The sequence below is a fragment of the Atopobium sp. BS2 genome (assembly GCF_000565075.1).
Classification (GTDB): Bacteria; Actinomycetota; Coriobacteriia; order Coriobacteriales; family Atopobiaceae; genus Lancefieldella.
The window spans coordinates 1-18,472 of record NZ_JDFG01000039.1; the positions used below are offsets into that span (position 1 = coordinate 1).

The 18,472-nt window shown below is 47.4% G+C and carries 12 protein-coding genes, 2 rRNA genes and 1 pseudogene; 1 reads left to right on the forward strand and 14 read right to left on the reverse strand.

What is annotated here, in order from left to right; genetic code table 11:
* Positions 1-372: 372 nt before the first annotated feature.
* From HMPREF1492_RS04665 to HMPREF1492_RS04695, 7 genes are all read right to left on the reverse strand, one after another.
* The gene (locus HMPREF1492_RS04665) at positions 373-1,023 is read right to left on the reverse strand and encodes a beta/alpha barrel domain-containing protein (protein ID WP_084054985.1); all 651 of its coding nucleotides are present in this window, start codon (positions 1,021-1,023) and stop codon (positions 373-375) included.
* 71 nt (positions 1,024-1,094) lie between these two features.
* Positions 1,095-1,991: a dihydrodipicolinate synthase family protein gene (locus HMPREF1492_RS04670; RefSeq protein ID WP_035436457.1), complete on the reverse strand. Its 897-nt coding sequence runs from the start codon at positions 1,989-1,991 to the stop codon at positions 1,095-1,097.
* 38 nt (positions 1,992-2,029) lie between these two features.
* Positions 2,030-2,638, reverse strand: a complete 609-nt coding sequence (locus HMPREF1492_RS04675; protein WP_035436460.1) for an SIS domain-containing protein — start codon at positions 2,636-2,638, stop codon at positions 2,030-2,032.
* 56 nt (positions 2,639-2,694) lie between these two features.
* Complete coding sequence (locus tag HMPREF1492_RS04680) at positions 2,695-3,294, reverse strand: hypothetical protein (protein WP_035436463.1); 600 nt, start codon at positions 3,292-3,294, stop codon at positions 2,695-2,697.
* A 99-nt stretch (positions 3,295-3,393) separates the two neighbouring features.
* Positions 3,394-4,683, reverse strand: coding sequence for a PTS ascorbate transporter subunit IIC (ulaA, locus tag HMPREF1492_RS04685; protein WP_232215619.1), 1,290 nt, complete (start codon positions 4,681-4,683; stop codon positions 3,394-3,396).
* A 180-nt stretch (positions 4,684-4,863) separates the two neighbouring features.
* Positions 4,864-5,163 (reverse strand): PTS sugar transporter subunit IIB, encoded by a 300-nt coding sequence (locus HMPREF1492_RS04690; RefSeq protein ID WP_035436468.1) that lies wholly within the window; start codon positions 5,161-5,163, stop codon positions 4,864-4,866.
* Complete coding sequence (locus tag HMPREF1492_RS04695; RefSeq protein ID WP_035436471.1) at positions 5,163-5,618, reverse strand: PTS sugar transporter subunit IIA; 456 nt, start codon at positions 5,616-5,618, stop codon at positions 5,163-5,165. The genes HMPREF1492_RS04690 and HMPREF1492_RS04695 overlap by 1 nt, the downstream gene beginning before the upstream one ends.
* 380 nt (positions 5,619-5,998) lie before the next feature.
* Between HMPREF1492_RS04695 and HMPREF1492_RS04700 the strand changes: the two genes are divergently transcribed.
* The gene (locus HMPREF1492_RS04700) at positions 5,999-6,781 is read left to right on the forward strand and encodes a DeoR/GlpR family DNA-binding transcription regulator (protein ID WP_035436473.1); all 783 of its coding nucleotides are present in this window, start codon (positions 5,999-6,001) and stop codon (positions 6,779-6,781) included.
* A 175-nt stretch (positions 6,782-6,956) separates the two neighbouring features.
* Here the strand turns inward: HMPREF1492_RS04700 and HMPREF1492_RS04705 are convergent, their stop codons facing one another.
* From HMPREF1492_RS04705 to HMPREF1492_RS04730, 7 genes and pseudogenes are all read right to left on the reverse strand, one after another.
* Entirely contained in the window at positions 6,957-7,838 is an 882-nt protein-coding gene (locus tag HMPREF1492_RS04705; RefSeq protein ID WP_035436475.1) for a YitT family protein, read from the reverse strand.
* Between the two features lies 1 nt (position 7,839).
* Positions 7,840-8,949, reverse strand: a complete 1,110-nt coding sequence (gene prfB, locus HMPREF1492_RS04710; protein WP_035436477.1) for a peptide chain release factor 2 — start codon at positions 8,947-8,949, stop codon at positions 7,840-7,842.
* A gap of 2 nt (positions 8,950-8,951) precedes the next feature.
* Positions 8,952-9,131, reverse strand: a complete 180-nt coding sequence (locus tag HMPREF1492_RS07910; RefSeq protein WP_396427219.1) for an SEC-C metal-binding domain-containing protein — start codon at positions 9,129-9,131, stop codon at positions 8,952-8,954.
* A gap of 27 nt (positions 9,132-9,158) precedes the next feature.
* Positions 9,159-11,702: pseudogene (secA, locus tag HMPREF1492_RS04715) on the reverse strand (preprotein translocase subunit SecA); the annotation flags it as partial.
* Between the two features lie 91 nt (positions 11,703-11,793).
* Positions 11,794-14,424: an AfsR/SARP family transcriptional regulator gene (locus HMPREF1492_RS04720; RefSeq protein WP_198014346.1), complete on the reverse strand. Its 2,631-nt coding sequence runs from the start codon at positions 14,422-14,424 to the stop codon at positions 11,794-11,796.
* 809 nt (positions 14,425-15,233) lie between these two features.
* A 5S ribosomal RNA gene (rrf, locus tag HMPREF1492_RS04725) occupies positions 15,234-15,349 on the reverse strand.
* A 114-nt stretch (positions 15,350-15,463) separates the two neighbouring features.
* Positions 15,464-18,401: ribosomal RNA gene (locus tag HMPREF1492_RS04730) — 23S ribosomal RNA — on the reverse strand.
* Between the last annotated feature and the right edge of the window lie 71 nt (positions 18,402-18,472).

Below are 18,472 nucleotides of genomic sequence, written 5' to 3' on the forward strand. Positions count from 1 at the left end.
TGAAGAATCGACATGTTCCTAATCAAGATAGCCAGGCAGCTAGGTGGTTGCACCGCTTGATATACATTTCTATGCATAAACTTCATCTAATATGCTTAAACATGAATAAAGAAATATAAGAAATTTAACTATCGATAAATTCTGTATCTACGGAACACACCTAAGTCAGATATTCTGCTCAATTGCGGGCATTTTACACACCTAATGACGATAATCTGCATGATTGGGGTATTTTCTGCGTCATGTATACGTCTTTTTAACAGATTATCCGACTTAGGTGTGTTTTGAACTGCCTTCCATTTCTCGTGTCCAAGAAATGGAAGGCAGTTCATTTCAGAAAAGGCGGTCTGACAATCGCAAAAAAAGCGTTACTTATGCACTCTGCATCTTTGCACGTGTCTCATCAATGATGGCACGCACCTTAGCTGCGTTAGCGGCAATCTCCTCTTTTGAACCCTTAGTAAGCAGGCTTCCCATGCCGCAGCAATCAACGCCACGCTCAAGCCACTCAGCAAGGTTGTCAAGATTAATGCCGCCAGAAGCCATCAGAGGCATCCAAGGAGTTGGAGTCTTAAAGAGGTTAACCAGCTCAGGGCCATAGACGTTAGAGATTGGGAAGCACTTAATAAAGGCAGCGCCCATCTCAAGACTGTGGTTTGCCTCGGTCATTGTGGTGCAACCAGGTGCATAAGGAATCTGATACAGGTTGCACATACGAGCAACCTCATCAGAGCCGCAGTTAGCAACAATGAACTGTGCGCCAGCCATAATAGCAAGACGAGCAGTTGTTGGCTCCATAACAGTGCCTGCACCAACAATCATCTTGTCACCAAGACGCTCTCTAATTGCAGCAATAACCTCGCCGGCATTTGGCAGGGTGTAGCTGATCTCCATTGCGTGAACACCGCCTTCTGCAAGGCCCTCAGCAATTTCAATACCACGCTCAACCGTTGGGACGCGAACAACTGCAAACGCACAGGTATCAACCAGTGCCTGAGAAACAGCAGCTTTCTGCATCTTCATATACAACATCTCCTTGTAAACGTATCTCGCTCTACCCTCTTGAGCTGGCGAGAAACCCGTCGTTTTGATACTTAGTTATGAGCAATTCCGTAATGGCCAAGCATTGCATAGATCTTCTCGTCAACACCCTCTGCAACCTCTGTAACAGGGAAACGAGCAGGACCAACAGGATATCCAGCAAGCTCAAGAGAGCGCTTGAGGGTCTGAGGTGTACTTCCAAGGTGCAGGATGTCGCGGATTGGCTCAATCTCTGCCTGGAGGCGAGCTGCCTCCTCTGCATTTCCTGCCTCAAGAGCCTTCCAAAGGTCAACAACAACCTTGGTGATAAGGTTTGCAGTACCCGCAATAGTACCCTGAGCTCCAAGGGCGTGAGCCTCAGAAATCTTTCCGTCAGAGCCTACAAGTACGTCAACGTCGTGACCAGCTGCGGCGTCCAGGTAATCCTTGAGGTTATCAATGTTGCCGGAGCTGTCCTTAATACCCTTGATGTTTTCAATGGTTACCAGCTGCTCAACAGCCTCTTTAGAGATGTTTTTACCGGTTCCCTTAGGAATGTTGTACAGAAGGACAGGAATCTTGACGCTTGCGGCAACTGTCTTGAAGTACTCAACCAGCTGCTGGTCAGAAATGCCCAGGAAGTAAGGGTTGATAACGGAAAGTGCATCGGCACCAATTGCCTCTGCTTCACAGCTCATGTAGAGAGCCTCTTTTGTTGAGCATGCGCCGGTTCCTACGTAAACAGGAAGACGACCGGCGGTTTTTTCGATAATAAACTTGGAGAACTTGATCTTCTCGTCAGGGTTACAAACGTGGAACTCACCGTTGGAGCCAAACGTAAAGATGCCGTCAGCGCCCTCGGAGATGAGCTTTTCCAGAAGCTGCTCAGCGGCTTCGTAGTTGATAGACTGCTCTTCGTCACGGTTAAACGGCGTAACCATAGGGACAATAACGCCCTTAAATGTTGACATGCAAACTCCTCTGTATACTTTACAGTGTTTACCTGGGGTTATTTGCCCTCGCGAATGGACGCGCCAAGAGCTCCACCGGGATGCCACTTAACGTACTGCTCTGGATTAAGGCCGTACTCGTTTTGAAGCAGGATAGAGAGGCACTGGAGCTCCATAATCTCTGCCAAGATAGAAGCGCGTGGAGGCTTGTTCATGGAATCGCCCTCCTGCTCAACACCTGCAATGAGAGCAACCTCTGCTTCGTTTGCCAGCCAAGAGTTTGGATTACCGGTCAGCGCAATAATGTGCACGCCAACGTTCTTAAGGCAGGTTACCGTAGCCTTGAGCTCGCCAGTCTCGCCAGAGTTGGAAATAGCAATAACGACGTCACCAGGACGAGTCTGACCAGCAGATCCGTGAACGCACTCGGTGCCGTGAAGCTCATACGTTGGAGTTCCGGTTGACGAGAAGAGCGATGCAGCATAACCAGAAACGTGACCTGGCTTACCAATACCGGTTACGTGCAGGCGGCCGCCCTTTGCCTCTGCGTCTAAAATAAGCTTTTTAGCTGCGGAGAGTGCGTCAAAATCGATGCTCTCTACATACTGATGGAGCGACTTTTCCACAATGGAGAGAAACTCCTGAACCTGCTCTTTTTCAGTTGCCATTACAACTCCTTATCTGTCTGTGAGTCCAAGCTCAAAGACACTTACTACGCAATGAATTAACGCGTCTCTTTGACCTTGTGTTGAGCCATAAGCTGCTCAATCTGCCCCTGAATTTCATCAAGAGTGGAGGCCATAAAAGGACGGTTGATGTCTACAAATTCAAATCCGGAAGGATGGCTTACCCAAGCGCCTTCAAGAAGCAGGCGGAGCGCCTTGCCCTGTCGGATGAGTTTGTAGCTTTTAATCTTGGTATAAGGAACGACAAGTGCTTTTCTCTTGTCGGATTTTGCAAAGATACATACGTTTTTCTGTCCAAAATCAATAACATGAATGCCGCTGGCAAAACGACTAAAGCGTTTTCCCATGGCTCGTGATGCAAACCACGTAATGGTGAGTCCTGCAATAACACCAACAAGACCCAAAATATTGCCACTTACATTGGCGTAAACCCAAAAGAAAAATGTCAGAGCAAGAGCAGCAAACGCCAGGAGCAAGTACAGAATTCCCTGAACCATCAAACGTGTTCTATCTTCAAGAACTTCTAGAACTAACTGATCTTTGGGAAGCTCTGGAGCAGGCTGTTTGTCAACGCTGAGGCCAAACATATCGCCAAGCACTGACTCAGTAACACTTTTGCTGTTCTTCTCGTCTGCCATGTTTTTCCTTGTTGTGAAGCTTTTAAAAGGGCGCCCGCGGGCTTTCCACGAGCGCCCTAAGAAACCGTAGAGCTGAGTAGGTACTACAGAAATCTAGGCTTAGGCAAGACCAAAGAGTGAGCCGATGCCGTAGATGATAGAACCAACGATGTTGTAGTCAACGTTAGGGAAGGATGCCTCTGCAATTCCCAGCTGAGCAAATGCAGGATAGAGAATCAGAGGACCAGCGGTCAGGAAGATACCAACCAGGAAGGAGCCAAGAAGAGCACCGCGCCATCCACCGTAAGCGTAACCACAAACGCCGCAAGTACCACCAGAGAAGAAGCAGATACCTGCTGCAGGAATCATGATGGTTGGGCTGTGGAATGCAACCATAAGTGCCATTGCAACAAGGCCGCCAAGGAAGGAGCCAATGAAGCCGATGATGACAGCGTTTGGTGCAAATGGGAAGATTGCAGGGCAGTCGACTGCAGGACGTGCATCTGGAATGAGCTTCTCGGAGATGCCGACAAATGCAGCGGTAATCTCAGCAATGAACTGACGGACGCCGTAAACAAGAACGGACATACCAGCAGCAAACTGAAGACCAGCAAGGAATGGCCAAATCCACCACATATCGTTACCAAAGTAGCTGGTGAATGGCTTGTTGTTTGCAAGGGTGTCGCCAAAGTGACCGGTGACAAGGCATGCAATAGTAACAACGTAGAACAGAACAATCATGAAGAGAGCAACGGAGAAGACAAAGTCCTTGAAGAGCTTGAAGAACTCTGGAAGCTCCTTAGCTTCCTTCTCGCCCTCCTCCTCGTTCTTCTTAGCAAAGAGCTTTCCAACGTAACCGGAGAATGCATAACCGATGCAGTTGAAGTGGCCGATTGCGATGGAATCTCCACCAACAAGCTTGTTTACGAATGGCTGGCACAACGAAGGTAGCGCAGCACCGCAGAAGCCGAGGATGACACCACCAAGAACAATGGTGACCCACATTGGGAGACCAAGAGCAATGAAGACCAGTGCGAGTACGCAGGAGAAGTACAGGAAGTGCTGACCAGTCAAGAAGACGGACTTGAATGGGGTAATCTTGGCAAACACAAGGTTCATGATGAAGCCAAGGACCATTACAAGAGCAACCTCAGTACCATAGGTATTCAGTGCAAGAGCAGTTGCGACCTCAACCTGGGTTACAACGCCCTTAACAGCGAATGCACGACTAAACATGTCGCTGAAGATGTTGACCTGAGCGGACATAGCGCTAGAACCAATGTTGAAGATCATGAAGCCAATAATGGTCTTCACAGTTCCGGAGAAGACGTCCACAGCGGACTTCTTCTGCAGCAAGAGGCCGACAAGAGCAATAATGCCCATGATGACGGCTGTATCTCTGAGCTGCATGAGAATTGCATTGAGTATGCGTAATCCCTTTCAGCAAAAAAACCGACGAACCTACTCAGATAAGTTCTCTAAATCAAGTGACAAGTACCTCTTGTCAAAGGTTTGGCGAGAGCTTCTCGCCAAAGGCAACTCATATTGCGTAAGACGAGAAGCTCCCGCCAAAAAGATACAAAGGGGAGCTTATGCGTTGTGCTCTGCGAGCCAAGCGGTGAGCTTTTCCTTCATCTCTGCCTTGTCAACAATGTTGGTAATACCAACTGCAGAAGGAACGCGATCGTCAGCGTTGAGCTCATCGGTGAGGTCAGGCATGGTGATGACAAAATCGCCATTGAAACCAATCAGGGAATCCAGATTACCGTGCTCAGTCTCGATTGGAAGATCATTCTCTTTGATGACCTGGTCAATCTTGATCTTGAGCATCATGGAAGAACCCATACCCGCACGGCAGCAAACCAGTGCGTGGAACTTCTTATCAGCCATTACAACCTACCTTCCTTTGCGTGGACAAGGTCCACAACATCTTTTGGTGACTGAGCTTTTTCAAGCTGAGCAAAGAAATCTGGATCGCTCAGCAATTCAACAAGAGACTGAAGGGCACTAAGGTGGCCTTCACTATCTTTTGCTGCAAGTGGGAAAAGAAACTTAACTGGATCGTTATCTTTGCTGCCAAACTCAACGGAATCCTTAAGCACGGTAATGCCTACTGCAGGCTCAAGTGCGCCGGACTCAGGACGTGCGTGAGGAAGAGCAACATGCTCGGTAATAACAATATAAGGGCCGAGTTCGTTGACACCTTTAATGATGTCATCAACATAGCCCTCAGTTACTTTTTTGATATCAACGAGTGGTTGTGCAGATTTTCTAATTGCATCTTCCCAATTAGAAGCTACAACATTGAGCTGCACCAGGTCTTCGGTAAGGAGATCACTTAACACAGCACTACCTTGCCTTTCTCTTTATGAGACACATTGGCTCAAAGCCGCCTCATGACAAGTCTTAATAACTTGATAATATGCCACGAAACGTTCTTAACTTCAATCAATTTTACTCAAACAGTAATCAAAGTTGTTCATATTTTTTCAGCGCATCTTTTGTTCATGTAGCTATACAAATGTTCATGTTTTTATGAACGTAATTGAAGCGCCTTCTATTATCCCATGTAAAATTTATATGTTAAATTTTTTATAATCTAAAACATTCATATATATTCACACTATTATTTTCCGAAATATCTTGATATGCTTCTTCTGATGTTCTATTTTATTGATGAATGAACATTCAAAGAAAAAATGTTGCTCATAAAGGGAGGGTATTTATGAAAAGGAGTAAGGCTTACGTAGATTCGCGTCGCGAGGCAATTACTGAGCTGCTAGAAAAAGAAGGACAGGCAAGTGTTTTAGAGCTTGCTGATCATTTTGAAGTTTCTTCTTTGACTATCAGACGTGACCTGGATTTTCTTGAGAAGCGCGGCATCCTGACTCGTCAGTATGGTATTGCTACCCTGCTTAATCCTTATGGTCGTCCTTCTGGCTCAAGGCAGATTCGCTCTAACAAAGCAATTGCCCGCGAGGCCGCTCGCTACGTTGAGGATGGTGATTGCATCTTCATCAACACCAGCTCCGTTGCTCTTGAGATGCTTGAGTGGATTGATGCTCACGACGTAACTGTTGTTACTAACAACGGCAAGGCGCTGTTGCTTGAGAACATCCACGATCTTTCTATCATCCTTACTGGTGGTGACATCCGTCCTCCACGCGCTTCCATGACTGGTGATACCGCTCTTGAGTGCATCCAGCACATTACTGCTGCTAAATGCTTCTTGGGCTGCACGGGTTTCTCGGGAGAATTTGGTCTTACTTCTGCAACATCCCCTGAGCCAGCAATTAACGCTCAGATGCTCAAGCGCTCTAGAAAGCACTATGTTGTTGCTGATTCTTCTAAGCTGGGCACTACTTCCAACTTCCAGTTTGGTTCTGCAGAAGACATTGACCTGCTCATTACTGATACAGGTGCAACTGACGAGCAGATCAAAGAGCTCAAAGCCGCAGGACTTAAGGATGTTGTCTGCGTCACTCCTTCTATTCTTCCTGCTAAGTAAGACTTGCGTTTTATTATTTAAGCGAACACAGAAGGCGACCTTTTACAGGTCGCCTTTTTACATCGCAAAATTTTACGTGCAATTGTGTTTAATCGCATCCACCTACATGCACCCACCGAAGTTCCACAGGACCATCTGTCGAGCAGCTTGCTGACCAAACAACGATTAGCAGCGATTAGCTTTCCAAAGCCTCAAATGACTTAAAGCCTTCGCCGATTGCCTCGTGGACCTCTGAAACAAATACCAGTGCATCGGAGTCAATCTCGGAAACGATAACTTTCAGCTGAACAACCTCCGTACGACCAAGAACGCACATCAAAACAGGCTTGTGCGCACCACTCCACAGTCCGCGCGCCTGAAGCTCCGTACAGCCACGATTAAGGTTATAGAGAATCTCGTGAGCGATTGCATCGTGCTCAGAGGAAATAATGTAAACGCAGCGCTCAGATCTTGGTCCGTCGATGACAAAGTCAATCATTTTTCCTGTGACAAAGATTGCCAAGGTAGAATACAGACCGTTTTCTAACGAGAAGACCGGAATAGCCGCAATAATAATGAGAATGTCTACAATAATGATTGCAGTGCCTGATGGAATACCAAAGCGCTTGGAAACCGCCTGAGCAATGATGTCTGTACCACCGGTATTTCCACCCGCTCTAAATACAAGGCCAAGACCAAAACCACAGATAATACTGCCCCACAAAGCAGCAAGCATAAGATCATTGGCGCCAAGAGCTGGTAAAAAAGGTGCAAATAAATCGACAAAAATGCTGGAAATTAAGAAGCCTACAACGCTCTTGAGCAAGTATTTTTTGTTGCCGCTTTTTGCAACAAAAGCCATCAAAATGATATTCATAGCGATTGTTTGCATGCCAACAGGCAAATCAAAACCAAAAGGCAATGCAACAGCTCTAATAATCGTTGCAAAACCAGTAATACCACCAGCCGCAAGTCCGTTAGGAACTTCAAATACATCAAGGCCAACTGCAAAAATTGCACAGCCAAGGACGATAAAGAACGAATCTTTAAAGGTCTTTTGCCAAGTAGATTTTTGCACACTAATCCTTTCCGCCAACAACCCAGCGATGGTACGCAATGATGAACTGATCAAGATCGCCGTCTGAAAGAACGGACTCTACGTTTCCTGTTTCTGCACCTGTTCTTAAGTCCTTAATGAGCTGATAAGGATAAAGAACATAACTCCTAATTTGATTGCCAAACGAGATTTCTCTCTTTGGACCGCGAAGCTCATCCAGCTCAGCTTCGCGTTTCTCCTTTTCAATCTCATACAAACGACTACGCAAGATATTCATCGCTGCAGCTTTGTTCTGAAGCTGGCTGCGTTCGTTTTGGCAGGTTACTACCGTTCCTGTTGGAATATGTGTAATACGAACTGCCGAGTCTGTAGTGTTAACTCCCTGACCTCCTGGACCAGATGCATGGTAAACATCAATACGCAGGTCATTAGGATCAATATCAACTTCAATATCTTCAGGAAGGACAGGTAAAACTTCTACACCAGCAAATGACGTCTGTCTGCGTTTCTTATCGTCAGTAGGAGAAATTCTTACCAGGCGATGCACGCCCTGTTCTGCACGAAGCATGCCATAAGCATTTTTTCCACTTACCGTAAAGGTTGCGCGGTCAAGACCAATAACCTCTGCAACAGGAGCGTCGTTGATATCAACTTTCCAACCACGACGATCGCAATATTTGAGATACATGCGAAAAAGCATCTCGCACCAGTCTTGAGACTCAAGACCACCCTGACCAGGCTTAATAGTAACAATTGCATCACCATGATCAAGTTCATCAGTAAACCAGCTTGAAAGCTCAAGCTCCGACAAGTCTTTTTCAAGAGATGTCGCAAGCGCTTGAGATTCGTCGAGTGATGCTTGGTCTCCAAGCTCTGTTCCAAGCTCAAAAGCGGCCTCAGCATCACCGAGTTTCTCTTTAGCTCTATCAATACCAGCAACATCATCGCGAAGTGATGCTAGTTGAGTCATTATTTTTTGCGCAGCTTCAGCGTCGTCCCAAAAATTGGGACGAGCACTTTCTGCCTCAAGTTCTGAAATTTGCTGACGCTTCTCAATGAGGTGAAGATATCCTTCTACCTCAGAGAGACGCTCCGCTAAAGCTTGGAGCGAAACAACCTCTGTATCAGCCATTCTTACCTATTTCGGCCGTGGCAGTTCTTAAACTTTTTGCCACTTCCACATGGGCAAGGGTCATTACGACCGACGTTGACGTAAGGATTTGGATCGTCAGACTTACGGTAGGTTGATACAGAAGACTGGCTAGCGCCGGTTCCCTGTGGACTCTTTCCAATAGCTGCGGCATTCTTAAGCATGCTCTTGCCTTGCTTAAGTGCCTTTTGATCGCCGTCGGTCTCTTCTCCACCAGAATAGTGAGCATTCTGGAAGGCCTCTGCCTCAGTATTCTGACGTGGACGATTAACCAACTCAAGGCGAAGAATAGTGCGGAGGAAGTCCTCGTACATGGTGTTTACCAGCAGCGTAAATGCCTCGTATGCCTCGGTCTTATACTCAACCAGAGGATCGCGCTGACCAAAACCACGAAGACCAATACCGGTCTTTAGGTAATCCATCTCCTGGAGGTATGCCATCCAACGAGTATCAATGACGCGAAGCATTACCTGAGCAGCAAGCTCACGCATAACTTCTTCACCAAGCTTCTGGGTCTTCTCGTCAAAGGTCTTTTGGACAAATGCGGTGACATCTTCTTCAAGCTGCTCAAACTTGGTGTCCTCGGTAAACTCTGGAAGATCAGTCTTACCAGTAAGTTCAGTGAGCCACTTCTCAAGACCCTCAAAATCCCACTCGTCAGCATCTCCGTAGCAGAACTCCTCGCAAATGCGCTGAGTAGTAGAAGCAGTGACTGTCTCGATGAGCTCCATAAGATCCTTGCCGTCAAGAATCTTGTTTCTCTCTGCGTAAATGACCTGACGCTGTTTGTTCATAACATCGTCGTAATCAAGGACGTTCTTACGCATTGCAAAGTTGACTTCCTCAACCTTGCGCTGGGCGCCCTCGACAAGCTTGGTAACAATCTTTGCCTTAATTGGCATATCGTCTGGAAGCTCATAGCGCTGCATCATTGCTGCAACGCCATCCATGCGATCTCCACCAAAGCGGCGCATCAAATCATCTTCAAGAGAAAGGTAGAACTGGGTCTGACCAGGGTCTCCCTGACGACCAGAACGACCACGAAGCTGATTGTCAATACGACGGCTCTCATGACGCTCGGTACCAATAACGCACAAACCACCCGCAGCGGTTACTGCCTCACGCTCAGTAGCGCAGATTTCCTTTGCTTCTTTGCGCGCAGCTTCTTTTTGCTCCTGAGTAGCCTCAGCTGGCTCAATTCCCTGGTTACGAAGGATATCTTCAGCCATGACATCTGGGTTGCCACCCAAAAGAATATCGGTACCACGACCTGCCATGTTGGTTGCAATAGTAACTGCACCCTCACGACCAGCCTGAGCAATAATCTGTGCCTCACGCTCGTGGAATTTAGCGTTCAAAACGTTATGCTTAATGCCACGCTTAGACAGAATGCGAGAAATACGCTCGGAGTTGTCAATGGAAACGGTACCAACAAGTACTGGCTGACCATTCTGATGGCGCTCTTCAACATCTTTAACAACAGCCTCGAACTTAGCGTCAATAGTGCGGTAGACCAGGTCATCGAGGTCTTCACGCTTCACAGGGCGATTAGGTGGAATAACCTGAACAGGAACGTGATAAACCTCACGGAACTCTGCATCCTCGGTCATTGCGGTACCGGTCATACCGGAGAGCTTGTCGTACATGAGGAAGTAGTTCTGGAGGGTGATAGTTGCCAAAGTCTGGTTTTCTTCACGTACCTGAACGTTCTCTTTTGCCTCAATTGCCTGGTGAAGACCTTCAGAATAACGACGGCCTTCCATGATACGACCAGTAAATTCATCAACAATCTTTACTTCGCCATCAATGACAACGTACTGCTGGTCACGATGGAACATATACTCAGCCTTCAGCGCCTGCTGAAGGTGATTGACTAGCTGGCCAGTCTCATCGTTGTAGATATCGTCAATGTTGAGAGCGCGCTCGACCTTCTCGAGACCAATCTCTGTTGTTGCAATGGTGTGCTTTGCCTCATCCATCTCAAAGTCAACATCTGGAGTTAATCCACGAACTGCCTTTGCAAAATCCTTATAGGTACCTGCGGATTTAGTGCCAGCACCAGAAATAATCAGAGGGGTACGAGCCTCATCGATAAGGATGGAGTCAACCTCGTCGACGATGGCGTAGTGGTGTCCACGCTGAACACGCATCTCTGGGCGAGTAACCATGTTGTCGCGCAAGTAGTCAAAACCAAACTCTGAGTTTGTGCCGTAGGTAATATCTGCCTCATATGCAGGCTTTTTAAGGCTCAGTCGCATGCCGTTCTGCAGAAGGCCAACACTGATGCCCAAGAACTTGTAGATGGTGCCCATCCACTCACTGTCTCGTTTAGCCAGGTAGTCATTGACCGTAACGATGTGAACGCCTTCGCCGCTCAGTGCGTTAAGGTAACCAGCAAGAGTGGAGACAAGCGTCTTACCTTCACCGGTCTTCATCTCTGCGATAGTGCCCTTATGCAGCGCGATACCACCAATGAGCTGGACATCAAAGTGACGCTGACCAATAGTTCTTACTGACGCCTCACGTACCGTCGCAAAAGCCTCTGGGAGAAGATCGTCTAGACTTTCTCCTTCGGCATAACGAGCCTTAAACTTCTCGGTCTGAGCCTGAAGCTCTTCATCGCTCATTTCCTGCATTGTTGGCTCAAGCGCATTGATCTTCTCGACAATACGCTTATATGCTTTGAGGTCCTTATCAGCACCAAAGGACAGAATCTTAGAGAGGAAATTAGGCATAGCTTTTTCCTTGACGTCGGGCATCTATCTTCGGTTGATAGACACAGTATTCAACTTATATATCATACCCTGTCTAACTGCTTGAATCACACTACATGGCGTCGTAAAATCCCAATTTCGTTATTTCTCCACCACTGGTTTCTATTGATTCTTTTCCCTTTTCTGCGCCTGCAATCATCCTAAGCTGTTTGGAAGGCATTTTTCTACGCTTCGTAACGTATTTCTGCACGTACAAGTCATAGTACTGTTGTGCATCCTGTGCTCGACCGCATTTTCTGAGCGCCTGGATAAGTGCCATAAGCGTGTCTTCTCGCATATCATCAACAAGGTAGGCAAGCTCTGCAAAGTGCACTGCGAGCGTATAGTGAGTAATTCTCAAAGCGGCTGCTGAAGCTGTCACCATGGTTTCTATGTATTGATCTCTCAAGGCAGTACGGATGGGATCTGCAAACCTAAAGCACTCATCCTCAGGAAGATACAAATCCCCTTGGTACAGCTCTTCCGCCTGCTTAGCCAGATGCACTATGTCTTCATCGCTGTTCGATGATGCAACGCTCTTTGCTAATCGCGTAAAAATATCAATGTCTACGGTTACCTGCTGGGGATTAAAACCAAGCGTTCTTTCAATCCGGGATGCTTCCAAAGGCTCACAGCCTTTCTTGATTTCCTGTACCTCTTTGCGAATAACCCGAGTAGCTTGATACAGACGCTCTTGCCAATGTGCTTGATCAGCCTCTGGCCAAATCTGCTGAGCAATCTGCGACCTAAAGCTCATGTGATTGTGGGCAAGCGCCAAATATACAAGCAGCGCCTTTGCCGAGCGATAAGCAATTTTTCTGCCAGCAATCTCCTCTCCTTGAACCGACAAACTGAATCTGCCGAGAAGAGCGATGTACACCCCAGGGTGAGCATTCTGTTTCTTCTCTACGCGCGAACTCTTAACCACAGAGTTTTCAGTCCGAGAATCCCCTGTTACTTGCCGAAATGCTCTCCATTTTGTTACATCTCGCTTACCCTCATTTGAGCGTAAATAATGCAGCCATTCTTCTGGCATTTCTTGTTCTAGACACTGCTGAAATTCAGACTCGTCAGACAAAAGTGCCCTCATAAGCCACATGGCATTTTCAGGAACTCCATACTCAACCTCATCCAGCCAGACAGGAGAGTGTCCTTTTACACTTTTAAAGAGAGCTTTATGTATTGTTCTACATACTGCTTTTAGAGATGGATGGGTAATTGCTTCAAGACTTTTCTCTGTGGGAATAACGCCCAAGAAAAATCCAGCAATATCTTCGAGAATCTTTCCAACCTGCGTTACATATATTGAGTCCCATTCCCTACTCAACAGCATCGCCCTTCTCGCCTGGAGCTGAGCTTTGGGATATGCCCTACTTCTGAGACTGAGAAGCGCTCCAATAAGAAGTGCGGGTACTTGAATCATACGATTACCCTGCCGTTCTGCTTGACTGATAAGCTGCTCGGTGTCGTATAAATCACCCACAGAAGAGCTCTTTTCAAAAAGATGGCGAACACATTTAAGTAATCCTACAGACCCCTTTAAGCCTCCAGCCTCACCCTCTTGTAAAAAGGAGAGCGCTTTGGAGCTGCGTGCATCAAAGTCCTTTTGATATACACCCAGCAATGCGTAAAGCAATTCAACATCAACTGTTTGAATTGACGAGGTTATAGAGGAGCTCTTTTCATGCTGTTGCTCAAGAAGTAGCAGTTGAAGGGCGTATTTAAAATTTCCCTGGACAGCCAAATCAATCGCACGTTTATGGAGTGCAACTTTCTTTTCCAGCGGGCTTAACTCAAGATCCTCTTTCAAGGCAGGCAGCGGTTTTTGTAGAAGCAGCTTTAGCAATGTTATGTAAGCTGTCTGCTTGAGAAAACCATTAAATGAGGTAAGGTTCTCAAGGGTTTTACCAGCATCTTTACCGTTCATTAGACCTTTGGTATTAGACAGAGCGTCCACCATTCTTTTTGCGGCTTTTTTACTTGAGTTTTCTAGCGTACAGTCAGAATGTGTGGCGGTAAGCGCATTATCTACCAGCTCAATATATCCAGCATCAACAAACTCCGTTGCATGAGAAAGCACAATTTCCCAGGTAATCTCTTCTCTAATCAACGAGCTCACAAATGCAGCCTTAGAAAAATCTTCCCTATCAATGAGCAGGGTTATAGCTTTCAAAACGAGTTTTTCATGTTTGCCCACTAGAGCGACAAGCTCCTGTTTATTAAAGTTCAACACATCAAATCTTGTAGTATGAAGGCACGAGAAACGCCTAGTCTCTACATGTACGCCAAAGAAAGGCGCATCTTGTTCTATCTTGGCCAAATACTCAAGATCGGCTTGTCCGCATATACGGCTCAAATCATCAAACGAACCAACGCCAAGTAACATCATGCCTAATCTAAGCCTAAGTTCCTCAATGCCAAGAGTGCTCCTGAGCATATACGATACAACACAAGCCAGACTAGTTAGATACGTAATAGGAACGTCAGCATCACCACGCTCACAGAACGTGACCGGCAAAGAATACACAAGCGTTGGAATGCCACGTGTCAATCTCATACTATTCAAAATGGATTGTTCTGAATTATCAATGCCAGGCATAAAGGTAAGAAGCTCATTCTTTCCCAGAACATATACGCTCGGAACTTCATCAATTAACTGACGCGCTTCAGGAAATAAGGAAAACGCAACAAGACAGCCAGCCATGCGAAGTCGTGCGATAGATTTAACCTGACGAGCAACAAAATACTCGTCAGACGGAGGAAAGTCGTCGATAAGAACGAGCCTTTTAAGTACCTTTGAATTCTTTGCATTGCAGATAGAAGTACTTTTCTTAGTAAGAATCTGGGTTGCCTCTTGAGCCGAAAGGCTGGAAAGAGAAATCTCATACACATTCCACCCGTTCGACTGTGCATAGTCTGCCAGCTCTCTCAGAAACATGGTCTTGCCCATGCAGGGTTCCGCGCAAAGCGCAAGTGGCCTCTTCGTCTTTTCCATTGTTCTAAAGAAGTGTTGCGGTGGAACAATCCTGCTATAGTCCCCCATCACATGGCGAGAAGACCCGCCTAGCAGCGACTCTGTTCCAACTTCTTCTCTGTTTTCCGACTCCATAAAGCTCTCCTTACTATTCAAATACTCAAGCGCTACAAGCGCTCTAACATTTTTCATCTCAAAACTTGGTGTGCGATAAATAATCAAGCTAAATTTGTCAGAAAGTGAGAAGGTTTAGGTGAACGGTAGGTGAAATATGGTCAGATTCAAGACAGATTAGTGCCAAAATGTACACAGAAATGCACAAATGTTGAAATTAGATAACATCAAATGGTAAAAATTATCTTCCGTGAACGGTATTTAATTAAGAAAATTATGTAAATATTGTGATACACAATAAATATATAATACGTAATAAATATGGATTTTTAGTAAAAATTTTTATGCTGTTTTCGAATATGTTTTACCAAAAAAAGAGGACCCCACAAAAGTGAGATCCTCTCGACATAAAAATGCCCCTTGTTGGTCAGCGACGTCCTGCTCTCCCACGGACTTACTCCGCAGTACCATCGGCGCTCGGGGGCTTAACTTCTGGGTTCGGAATGGGACCAGGTGTGCCTCCCCTGCCATGGTCGCTGACCAACAAGGGGTATTCTTGTCTCATGAGGGTTTTCTCACGTGCCCTGAGGGCCGCACAGTGTGACGTTAAATTCAAAGGCTTCAAAAATCACGCATCAGTTCAAAATATATTGAAGAAAAGAAGAGCTCGACCGATTAGTAATGCTCGACTGAATGCCTTACAGCACTTACATCTGCATCCTATCAACCTCGTAGTCTACAAGGGGTCTTACCGAAAGGAAAACTCATCTTGGGATGGGCTTCCCGCTTAGATGCTTTCAGCGGTTATCCCGACCGGACTCAGCTACCGGGCAATGCTATTGGTTAACAACCCGTACACCGGAGGTCCGTCCACCCCGGTCCTCTCGTACTAGGGGCAGCCTCCCTCAATTTTCCTACGCCCACAGAGGATAGGGACCGAACTGTCTCACGACGTTCTGAACCCAGCTCGCGTACCGCTTTAAATGGCGAACAGCCATACCCTTGGGACCTGCTCCAGCCCCAGGATGCGATGAGCCGACATCGAGGTGCCAAACCTTCCCGTCGATGTGGACTCTTGGGGAAGATCAGCCTGTTATCCCCGGAGTACCTTTTGTCCGTTGAGCGACGGCCATACCACTCTGAGCCGCCGGATCACTAGAACCTGGTTTCCCATCTGCTCGGCTTGTAGGCCTCGCAGTCAAGCCTGCTTATGCTCTTGCACTCAAAAGGATGGTTGCCGACCATCCTGAGCAGACCTTACGTGCGCCTCCGTTACATTTTAGGAGGCGACCGCCCCAGTCAAACTACCCACCTGACACGGTCCTCACGCCGGATAACGGTCGCAAGTTAGGATGCCAGAACGTCGAGGGTGGTATTCCAAGGGTGACTCCCCAGAGACTGGCGTCCCTGGTTCAAAGTCTCCCACCTATCCTCTACACGACGAACCGGCAGCCAATGTCAAGCTGCAGTAAAGGTTCACGGGGTCTTTCCGTCCTTCTGCGGGTAAGTCGCATCTTCACGACTAGTGCAATTTCACCGGGTCTATGGTTGAGACAGCGTCCAAATCGTTACGCCTTTCGTGCAGGTCGGAACTTACCCGACAAGGAATTTCGCTACCTTAGGACCGTTATAGTTACGGCCGCCGTTTACCGGGGCTTAGATTCGCTGCTTCGCTAATGCTAACAACTCCTCGTGACCTTCCGGCACCGGGCAGGCGTCAGACCCTATACGTCGTCTTACGACTTCAGCAGAGTCCTGTGTTTTTGATAAACAGTCGCTTGGACCTATTTACTGTGACCGATCTTAGCTCGGGGAGTAAATCCCTTCACCGAAACCGGCACCCCTTCTCCCGAAGTTACGGGGCAATTTTGCCGAGTTCCTTAACCATAGTTCTCCCGATCGCCTTGGTATGCTCTACCCACCCACCTGTGTCGGTTTGCGGTACGGGCTCCTCAGAGCTCCCTAGAGGTTTTTCTTGGAAGTATGGGCTTACTAGCTTCACTCAATTGCTTCGTCCGACACCTCAGCCATCACGAGAAGCGCATTTCACTACTTCTCAGCCTACGTGCCATCACGGGGACGTCCAGAACCCCGCCTAGCTACCCTGCTCCGTCACCCCATTGGTGATAACGCTCTTTTGGAGGGACAGGAATTTCTACCTGTTGTGCATCGACTACGCCTTCCGGCCTTGCCTTAGCTCCCGCCTAACCCTGGGAGGATTAGCCTTGCCCAGGAAACCTTGGGTTTACGGCGGACATGTTTTTTACATGTCTCTCGTTACTCATGCCAGCATTCTCACTTCTGGACAGTCCACAGTTGGTTATCCAACTGCTTCAACCCGTACAGAAAGCTCTCCTACCACCAGTACAAAGTACTGATCCGCCGCTTCGGTACAATGCTTAGCCCCGTATATTGTCGGCGCATGTCCACTCGACCAGTGAGCTATTACGCACTCTTTAAATGAATGGCTGCTTCTAAGCCAACATCCTGGTTGTCTGAGCAAACGCACATCCTTTGCCACTTAGCATTGATTTTGGGACCTTAGCGGGCGGTCTGGGCTGTTTCCCTTTCGAATACACAGCTTAGCCCACATATTCTGACTCCCGGATTCTAGACCAATGGTATTCGGAGTTTGATTAATCTTGGTAGGCGGTGAAGCCCCCGCAACTATTCAGTGCTCTACCCCCATTGGTAAACATCCGAGGCTAGCCCTAAAGCTATTTCGGAGAGAACGAGATATCTCCAGGTTTGATAGGCCTTTCACTCCTATCCACAAGTCATCCCCTCAGTTTTCAACCTAAGTGGGTTCGGCCCTCCACGGGGTCTTACCCCCGCTTCAGCCTGCTCATGGATAGCTCACCTGGCTTCGCGTCTACGGTATGCGACTCACTCGCCCTATTCAGACTCGCTTTCGCTGCGGCTCGCTTTTTAGCTTAACCTTGCCACATGCCGTAACTCGCTGGCTCATTCTACAAAAGGCACGCCGTCACAGACAAAAGTCTGCTCCGACTGCTTGTAGGCAAACGGTTTCAGGTACTATTTCACTCCCCGCTAGGGGTGCTTTTCACCTTTCCCTCACGGTACTGGTTCACTATCGGTCACAAGAGAGTATTTAGGATTGGAGGGTGGACCCCCCAGGTTCCCACCGGGTTTCACGTGTCCGGCAGTACTCAGGTGCCACTCGGGAGTCTTCGCAGATTCGCGTACGGGGCTTTTACCCTGTCTCGCCAGCTTTTCCAAGCTATTCTGCTTCCACGAAGTTTTGTAACTCCACAATGAATGGTCCTACAACCCCGCCAGCGCTTGCGCAACTGACGGTTTGTCCTATATCCCCGTTCGCTCGCCACTACTAGGGGAATCTCGTTTGATTTCTCTTCCTCGGGGTACTTAGATGTTTCAGTTCCCCCGGTTACCTCTATCCTGCCTATATATTCAGCAGGAAGTACCAAGAAATGACTCTTGGTGGGTTTACCCATTCGGAAATCCACGGGTCACAGGATATGTGCTCCTTACCGTGGCTTATCGCAGCTTATCACGTCCTTCATCGGCTTCTTGTGCCAAGGCATCCACCGTTTGCCCTTACCATCTTCTTTTCGATGGTTTGAACATACTTTTTGCACTTTGATAATTACTTATCAAATGCGATCAGATGCGATCTTCTTGA

Coding starts and splice junctions, on each gene's coding strand:
- HMPREF1492_RS04700 (WP_035436473.1), top strand. CDS start 5,999: ATGAAAAGGAGTAAGGCTTACGTAGATTCGCGTCGCGAGGCAATTACT.
- prfB (WP_035436477.1), bottom strand. CDS start 8,949: ATGGCTGATACAGAGGTTGTTTCGCTCCAAGCTTTAGCGGAGCGTCTC.
- ulaA (WP_232215619.1), bottom strand. CDS start 4,683: ATGCAGCTCAGAGATACAGCCGTCATCATGGGCATTATTGCTCTTGTC.
- HMPREF1492_RS04675 (WP_035436460.1), bottom strand. CDS start 2,638: ATGGCAACTGAAAAAGAGCAGGTTCAGGAGTTTCTCTCCATTGTGGAA.
- HMPREF1492_RS04670 (WP_035436457.1), bottom strand. CDS start 1,991: ATGTCAACATTTAAGGGCGTTATTGTCCCTATGGTTACGCCGTTTAAC.
- HMPREF1492_RS04690 (WP_035436468.1), bottom strand. CDS start 5,163: ATGGCTGATAAGAAGTTCCACGCACTGGTTTGCTGCCGTGCGGGTATG.
- HMPREF1492_RS04720 (WP_198014346.1), bottom strand. CDS start 14,424: ATGGCTGGCTGTCTTGTTGCGTTTTCCTTATTTCCTGAAGCGCGTCAG.
- HMPREF1492_RS07910 (WP_396427219.1), bottom strand. CDS start 9,131: ATGCTTAAGAATGCCGCAGCTATTGGAAAGAGTCCACAGGGAACCGGC.
- HMPREF1492_RS04680 (WP_035436463.1), bottom strand. CDS start 3,294: ATGGCAGACGAGAAGAACAGCAAAAGTGTTACTGAGTCAGTGCTTGGC.
- HMPREF1492_RS04665 (WP_084054985.1), bottom strand. CDS start 1,023: ATGAAGATGCAGAAAGCTGCTGTTTCTCAGGCACTGGTTGATACCTGT.